A 6,830-nucleotide genomic window follows, 5' to 3' on the forward strand; every position below is an offset into this window, starting at 1 on the left:
GTTTCGGATCTCTCCCAAGGCGCGGAACACGGTGGCTTCGAGTTCCTGCTGGGCGGGATCGGTCGAGTGGAGAAGCGCCGGGCAGGGGCGATGTTGCATGCGAGAGGCGATGTAGGAGCGCGATTCGCCGGTGCACGTCTGAAAATTGATGGTGGGCATGTGTCAGACCAGTCTCTGCGTTGCTCACCTCAACGCGGTTCTGTAGACGTGGGCACAAGCCGAACACTCGGGAACATCACTTGTCTCTGTCCCAGCGCCACGGTGAGTGTCGCCACTGGGAAACGGTTCACAAGCAACCGCCGCACAGCGTAGCGGCACCGGTGAGGCCGGGCAATGCGGAGGGGAAGGATCGCCGGCTGCCTCCAGTCGGACTGTGCCCCGGAGCCCGAACGCCGGACCTGTTCGGAGTCGTCCACCCCGGCGCAGTCCCCGCACAGTCACTCAAGGTGGGAACCTCGACGGCATCAAGACTGTGATTTACCATGTGATCAGGAGGTGGATTGCTATGACAACCGCTCGCCCACGCCCCGATCTCGCCGCCTACAACGACGCCGCCCGCATGACCCAATCACAGCTGGTCACCGCACTGCGCGACCTACTCGGCGCCAAACTCGTCGCCTACCTGGGCAAGGTCAAGGAAACCCGCGCGGTGCGCCAGTGGGCCGAAGGCACCCGCACCATCAACAACGACACCGACGTCGAACGCCTGCGCATCGCCTACCGCGCCGCCCGGCTGATCGCCGAACGCGACACCCCCGCCGTAGCGCAGACCTGGTTCCAGGGCCTGAACCCGATCCTCGACGACCGCCCGCCGGCGCTGCTGCTGCGCGAAGGCGAGCTGTCCGACGTCGGCCCGAAGGTCCTCGCCGCGGCCCGGCAGTTCGCGGCGGTCGGATGAGCGCACCGGACCGCACGCTGATCTCCACCCTGCGCGGTGATGTCCGCTGCGTCCACGTCGGCGGTGTGGCCGCCTACCGGGTCGGTTACCCGCCGACCTCGTGGGAGTGGACACCGTGGGAGTTCGCCACCGACGGGCGTTTCACCGGCCGCTGGGACGATCCGGCGGGGGTGTGGCGAACCCTGTACGTCGGGGCGACCCACCTGTCCTGCTATCTCGAGGTTCTCGCCTACGCCCGTACGAGCGACGAGCTCAGCGCCGCGCTCGACGAGATCGTCGACGACGACGAGGGTGAGTTCCCCACCATCGCGCCGGGTCGTGTCGGGATGAGAGTGGCGGCGGAGCTCGCCGCGTCGGCGTTGTTCCTCACTTGTCGGACCACGGACGCTGCGTCCGAAGCAGAACAGAGGATCGTCGGCGCCGGTGGTGACCACGAGGGCGGCGATCGCGACTATCGCAATCAGCAGGCCCGCCAGCAGGGTGGAGCTGTCCCCGGTGGACATCGCCGCGACCGGAACGGCCGCAGCAACGAGCCAGGACAGGACGAAGAACGCTACCTCCGCCCCGTTCCTCCACCCGTAGCACACGCTGCCAGTTTATGGGACCGGCAACGGAGGACCGGATGCGTCGGCACGTTGAACTCGCGACCAGGTAGCCCGCGAGTTCGATGCGCACCCTCCGGTCTTCGTGCGGCGTGTGAGGATGGGCGGCGTTGATCGGTGCGGGCCGGGCGCGCTCGATGCAGCCTCGTCCGGTGGTCGGACGGGGAATCGTTGTGGACCGAAAAGGGGAGTGGGACAGGGTGAGCCAACCGGATTCAACGGCAGGTGGTGAGGCCGGTGAGCGGGTGAAAGTCCCGCGCGATCCGTGGTCCGAGCGAAATGCGGACTGGCACAACGTCCTGTCCGTGCTGGCGACTGGGGCGAAGCGACGACCGGGCAGTTCACCGACCATCACGCGTTCTTGATCCGCATGCACCTGGACCTGATCGACCGGTACGGGCAGGCGCTGACTGCTCTCGATGACCGGATCGCCGAGGCGTTGGAACCTTTTCGTGCGGCCCGGGAGCTGTTGACGAGCATCCCGGGCTTCATGGGCGAGCATTGCTGAGGTGTTCCTCGCCGAGACCGGCGCCGGCATGAGCGTGTTCCCGATCGCCGCGCACCTCGCGTCGTGGGCCGGCACCGCACCCGGATCCCACGAATCCGCCGGCCGGATCAAATCCATCAAGACCTGGCCCGGCAACCGGCATCTCGAGGGCGCTCTCGGCACTGCCGCCCTCGCCGTGTCCCGCTCGAAGGGCACCTTTTTCTCGGCCGAGTACAAACGGCTCGCCGCTCGCAGAGGTCCGATCAACGCAATCGTTTGCGCTCGAGCATGCAATGCTCGTCTCTGCCGGGCACATGCTCACCAACGGCGATGTCTACCGCGATCCCGGAGCCGACTATTACACCGCCTGCCGACCGGCCAGAACGAAGACTCACGCCATCGGCCAGCTCGAGGCCCTAGGTTACCGCGTCACCCTCATGCCACTGACTGACACCGCGTAGTGATCGCTGCGCGATAACGTCCTCCTCCCGGGACACTGTCCTCACCGGTGGTGGTCACCCCGATTTTCGTGGGAGTCGGCTCCGTCCGCGATCGCCAGCAAGGGTTCGCGGACGGTCGAATACCCGCCATGCCGATCTCCGAGCAGGGTTCATGGGGCTGGGTCGCTCTGGTCCGGCCGCCGGAAGGATCCGTCGATCCAGGAAGTCGGTGTTCTCGTCGGGCTTCGTCCAGGGTTGTGACAGACCCCGGCCTGCGAGCGTGGCGACATCACAGGTCCGTGCGCTGAACTGTCCGTATCCCGCTGAATTATCGACCTCCCCGGCAGGACCGACATTCTCCACGGCCCTTGCATCGTCCGGTGCGCGGGAATACCGGGCCCTGCCCGGTGTAGTGAGCGCGGGATCGGTCATTCAGGGATCCGGCGCAACCCGCTTCAGCTAAGTTGACCTACCATTTAGTTCTGAAACAACCAATTTTCGTTGGGTTTTTCTAAAATAACTGTATGTCTCGGAACGGACCGGCACGTCGCATCGGCAATGTTGTTCGGGATCTACGTCGCACACAGGGACTGTCCCGCCGACACTTGGCGGAACTGAGCGGGGCGCACATACAGACGATCGGTGCACTCGAGCGGGGAGACCAGCGGCCGAGTCTGGACCTGGCAATGCGTATCAGTGCCGCGTTCGACCGGCCCGTACAGGAGGTGTTCTTCTGGGCGGATTCGTCGACGGTCTCCCGTGAGCGGTGATTCTCTACCGCCATTCGAAACGGCGTCTGTCGCGAACGAGCATCTCGCCGAACTCGGTTACACGAATCGTCCCGGGCAGGCGGGGATGATCCTCGATGTCGCCTCGATGCCCTGAGTCGGTCGAAGGCGCCATCGTGCAGTTGACGGACTTGTGCTGCCCGCGGTCAGGAGCACGCTGCGAGCTGACCGCCTTCACAACAAAGCTGGGGATAGCTGTTCGAGTCGACCGGTGACGGTGTACGGCGGCCGCGCCCCGACCATGGTCCTTCGGTCTGGGTGAGTTGTGCACTCATCGTACGGGTTATTCCCTTGACGGAATACTCCGTCAAGGGAATACTTGTGGGTGTGATCGTGGATATGCCCGAGGAGTTCTTCGCCTACCTCGACCGTCTCGAGGAGAAGGTCGACGGCGGGGACCCGCACGCCACGCGGGTATTGGCCTATGTCACTGCGGCATTGGCCGATCTGGCCGCTCTCGAGGAACCGCCTGTGGCCGAGACTCCGGGGCTCAAACGGGTACGTCAGTCGGGCCGCTATCCGGTCTGGCGGACCTCGCACCCGTACGACGAGGGGGTGGCGGTGCGGGTGATCTGTTGGTTCCCGCCCGGCAGTGATGTGGTGGTGGTGGCGTTGTTCGCCGGCGACAAGGCCCGGATGGGGGATGTGTTCTACAACAGTGTCGGCCCACGCGCCGACGTGGCGATCGAACGGTGGATCAAGGAAACCGAAGGTGAGCATCATGAGTGACAAGCGCACATTCCGGCGCGGCAACGACCGGATCGCCCAGTTGACCGCGAAGACCGCGATTGCTGAGCAGGTCGAGCAAATCCGTGCCGAGACCGCGCAGATGAACCGCGTCTACGTCGAGACTCTTGCCGATATCCGGAAGGCTGGGGCGTTGACGCAGACCGATGTGGCCAAGGCGTTGGGAGTCGAGCAGGCAGCGGTGTCGAAGATCGAACGCCGCAGTGATCTGTTGTTGTCGACGCTGCGGGAGTATCTGGCAGCGACCGGTGCGGAGCATCCACGGATCGTGGTGGAGAAGGACGGTGTGGAGGTCAGTCTTGATCTGGACACCTTCACCGCCGGACGGTAGCCACGCCCGAACGCGTTCCTCACGGTGACGAATCTTCTCCCGCCCAGCATCCTGCCGTCGCCGTTCAGAGCAACTCGGCTACGAACAACGTCGTTGTCTCGGTGAATCTCGGAAGGGACACGCGATGAGCCTCTACACCGCCAGTTACCTCGGTCAGGATCAGTGGCTCGCCTACGAGGACACCCAGGCTGCCCGGATCTACGCCTATGTCCCGCACCTGGGCCGGTTCGTGCTGCACCGCCAGCTCGGCCAGGACTTCTACTGGGACAACGAACTCGACTGGACCCCGGTCGACGCCGCGACCGGCCTCGGCATTGTCGAGGCCGGGCAGCTCGGCGCGCTCGACGATCCGCGGCACCGTGATTTGCTCGACGAGTTGACCGGCGAACCCGATCACCGCTCCGTCGACGAGGTGTTCGGTGCCCAACCTGTCCCCGAGAGGACGCCGACGCCGCAGGAGTTCGCTGCGGCAAAGGTCAATGCCCTGGCTTCAGCTGCACCGGGAAAGTGGTTCACCTACAAGGTCTATGACCGCGACAAGCGTAAGGCGGCCAGCGTCGCCGCCAGCGACCTACGCACCGGAAAGATCGCCGCGGTCCGCAAGTCCGGTCTCCACATCGACTCCCGCGTGACCTCGACCGTTGATGGTCGCTTCGCTGTGGAGATCGCCCGCACCGCCTGAACGATGTTCCATGTTCCGGCCGACAGGAACGACGCGCCACATCCCCGGTGCGGGGAAGGGACGCGGAAGATGAACATGTCCGGTATCGGCGCTGCGGTTGCCGGCTACTGCTGGCTGAGGGTCCACACTGCCATCGTGGTGCTGCCGTCGGTGTCGATCAGGACCATTTCGTCGGGGGTCATGCCCTGGGGGACCTCGAACATGATGGTTCCTCGGCGCCGATCGCCGGTCCGGATATTGCCCGAACCGAGGTCAGGGTCCGGGGCGAGACTCGACGCGGTGACGATGTCACCTTCGGGGGTGTGTAGCTCGAAATACAGGGAGTTGTAGACGAACTCACCTGTCAGGTTCTCGATTTCCACCCACGCGGTGTACTCGTTGCCGTGCAGCGACAGCACGTATGCCTCGGCCTGTGCGGGGGTGATCGGTCCGTAGTCCGACACGGTCACCGTTCCGGTGCCGGTGACACCTTGGGTAGGTCCGTACTGCTCTTGGGTGATCGTGACGGTTTCGCCCATCGCGACTTCGGGGATTTCCGGGCTCGGTGGTGGGGTCTGACCCATCTGGCCTTCGATCCAGCTGTCGGATTGTGGTGGTCCGGAAGTGGTGGTGTCGTTGTCTGCGCATGCGACGAGCGAAATTGCGAGACCGGCCGCGGCGGCGGTGGCGAGGATGCGCCTTTTCATGTTCGGTCCTTCCTTCCGGAACCGCCGGTCCTAGCATTCGAACGCCCGGAGGCCGGCCATTCCCTCTACCGGTGTATCGCCGCCGTGTCCCTCTTCGATAGCAGGCTCGCCGGGTGTGGGCGTCGGCCGATAGACAGGCGAGAAACGACGGATGAAACCAGGTCGTGCTGATCGGGCGGGGAACGTGTTGTCAATACAGGTCAAGACCTAATTACCGCACTTGGAGTGCCCGGGGGTGTCGGTGTCCGCGGCTATGGTCCGCGGTGTCCCTCGCCGGGACAAGGGTCCGATCGAACGGCGTCGAGGAAACAGGGGTGCGGCGATGACGGCTGGGCAATTGATGCAGACGATGACTGCGCTGCGGTTCGAACACCGGTGGCTTGAGGACGAGTTCGTCGCCGAGTCCATGCGCCAGGGCGAGAGGGAGCAGGGCAAGGAACACCACTACGTGCCGCAGATGTACCTGAAACGGTGGGCCGTGGACGGGAAGGTGCAACCCGCCCTCACCGACCGCCGACAGGTGTTGCGGCCGCAGCCGCCGAAAGAGGTTGCGAAGAAGACGAACTTCTACTCATTGCCGGCGCCGGGCAGCACGATGGATGAACCGCTGAGGTGGGTCGAAAAGCACCTGTCCCGTATCGAGGACGAGTGCGCGCATCGACTCGACCAACTCGAGCAGTGGGGTTCGGGGGTGATGTCGGACGATGACCTCAAGCGTGACCTGTCGGTCTTCCTCGGTCTTCAGATCACGCGGACACCTGTGAGCCGAGAACGCCACTTGGTGGTGATCAAGGGGCCGGTCGCGGCGAAACGTGAGTTCTATCGGCGACTGGATCCGAGACTGACCGACGCGGATTTTCAGGACATGCTCGACCGAACAGACCCGGATGCGCGGGTCGAGGCGATCACGCTGATGTTCTCCGATGTCCGCCGTGCGGTGGCCCGAAGTCTGTATCAGCGGGAGTGGGCCGTGTATCGGACTGCGGCGCCGATCGTGACGTGCGATGACCCGGTGGTGATTCTGGCCGGCCCTCCGCATGGCAGGGAGGTCACTCTCGGGGTGATGCCCAGTGCGGTCGTGTTGTATCCGCTGTGACGGCGCTCGCTGAAATTCCTCAGTAACGCTCATTGAAATTCCCCACCCGTGTGGCACCGCCAATGAGGGCGGG

General features: G+C 64.6%; 10 protein-coding genes. 9 read left to right on the top strand and 1 reads right to left on the bottom strand.

Features of this window, described 5'->3' with window-relative positions; translation table 11 throughout:
• Window positions 1-505 precede the first annotated feature (505 nt).
• The 8 genes from PV766_RS18625 to PV766_RS18660 all read left to right on the top strand — a co-directional run bounded on the left by PV766_RS18625 (window position 506) and on the right by PV766_RS18660 (window position 4,975).
• Window positions 506-898, top strand: coding sequence for a hypothetical protein (locus PV766_RS18625; protein WP_421097614.1), 393 nt, complete (start codon window positions 506-508; stop codon window positions 896-898).
• Complete coding sequence (locus tag PV766_RS18630) at window positions 895-1,614, top strand: hypothetical protein (RefSeq protein WP_421097615.1); 720 nt, start codon at window positions 895-897, stop codon at window positions 1,612-1,614. Before PV766_RS18625 ends, PV766_RS18630 begins: the two co-directional genes overlap by 4 nt.
• 151 nt (window positions 1,615-1,765) lie before the next feature.
• Window positions 1,766-2,008 (top strand): hypothetical protein, encoded by a 243-nt coding sequence (locus tag PV766_RS18635; RefSeq protein WP_421097616.1) that lies wholly within the window; start codon window positions 1,766-1,768, stop codon window positions 2,006-2,008.
• Between the two features lie 28 nt (window positions 2,009-2,036).
• Window positions 2,037-2,438, top strand: a complete 402-nt coding sequence (locus tag PV766_RS18640) for a transposase (RefSeq protein WP_421097628.1) — start codon at window positions 2,037-2,039, stop codon at window positions 2,436-2,438.
• A 513-nt stretch (window positions 2,439-2,951) separates the two neighbouring features.
• Window positions 2,952-3,197: a helix-turn-helix transcriptional regulator gene (locus PV766_RS18645; protein ID WP_421097617.1), complete on the top strand. Its 246-nt coding sequence runs from the start codon at window positions 2,952-2,954 to the stop codon at window positions 3,195-3,197.
• A 345-nt stretch (window positions 3,198-3,542) separates the two neighbouring features.
• The gene (locus tag PV766_RS18650; protein WP_421097618.1) at window positions 3,543-3,944 is read left to right on the top strand and encodes a hypothetical protein; all 402 of its coding nucleotides are present in this window, start codon (window positions 3,543-3,545) and stop codon (window positions 3,942-3,944) included.
• Window positions 3,937-4,293, top strand: a complete 357-nt coding sequence (locus PV766_RS18655; protein WP_421097619.1) for a helix-turn-helix domain-containing protein — start codon at window positions 3,937-3,939, stop codon at window positions 4,291-4,293. Before PV766_RS18650 ends, PV766_RS18655 begins: the two co-directional genes overlap by 8 nt.
• A 124-nt stretch (window positions 4,294-4,417) precedes the next feature.
• Window positions 4,418-4,975 (top strand): hypothetical protein, encoded by a 558-nt coding sequence (locus PV766_RS18660; RefSeq protein ID WP_421097620.1) that lies wholly within the window; start codon window positions 4,418-4,420, stop codon window positions 4,973-4,975.
• A gap of 104 nt (window positions 4,976-5,079) precedes the next feature.
• Here PV766_RS18660 and PV766_RS18665 read toward each other — a convergent pair whose 3' ends face one another.
• On the bottom strand, window positions 5,080-5,661 hold the full coding sequence (locus PV766_RS18665) for a DUF4352 domain-containing protein (RefSeq protein WP_421097621.1): 582 nt from the start codon (window positions 5,659-5,661) through the stop codon (window positions 5,080-5,082).
• Between the two features lie 406 nt (window positions 5,662-6,067).
• Here PV766_RS18665 and PV766_RS18670 point away from each other — a divergent pair, with 406 nt between their 5' ends.
• Window positions 6,068-6,757, top strand: coding sequence for a DUF4238 domain-containing protein (locus tag PV766_RS18670; RefSeq protein WP_421097629.1), 690 nt, complete (start codon window positions 6,068-6,070; stop codon window positions 6,755-6,757).
• Window positions 6,758-6,830 lie beyond the last annotated feature (73 nt).

The organism is Rhodococcus sp. As11 (assembly GCF_048957735.1).
Taxonomy (GTDB): Bacteria; Actinomycetota; Actinomycetes; order Mycobacteriales; family Mycobacteriaceae; genus Rhodococcus; species Rhodococcus gordoniae.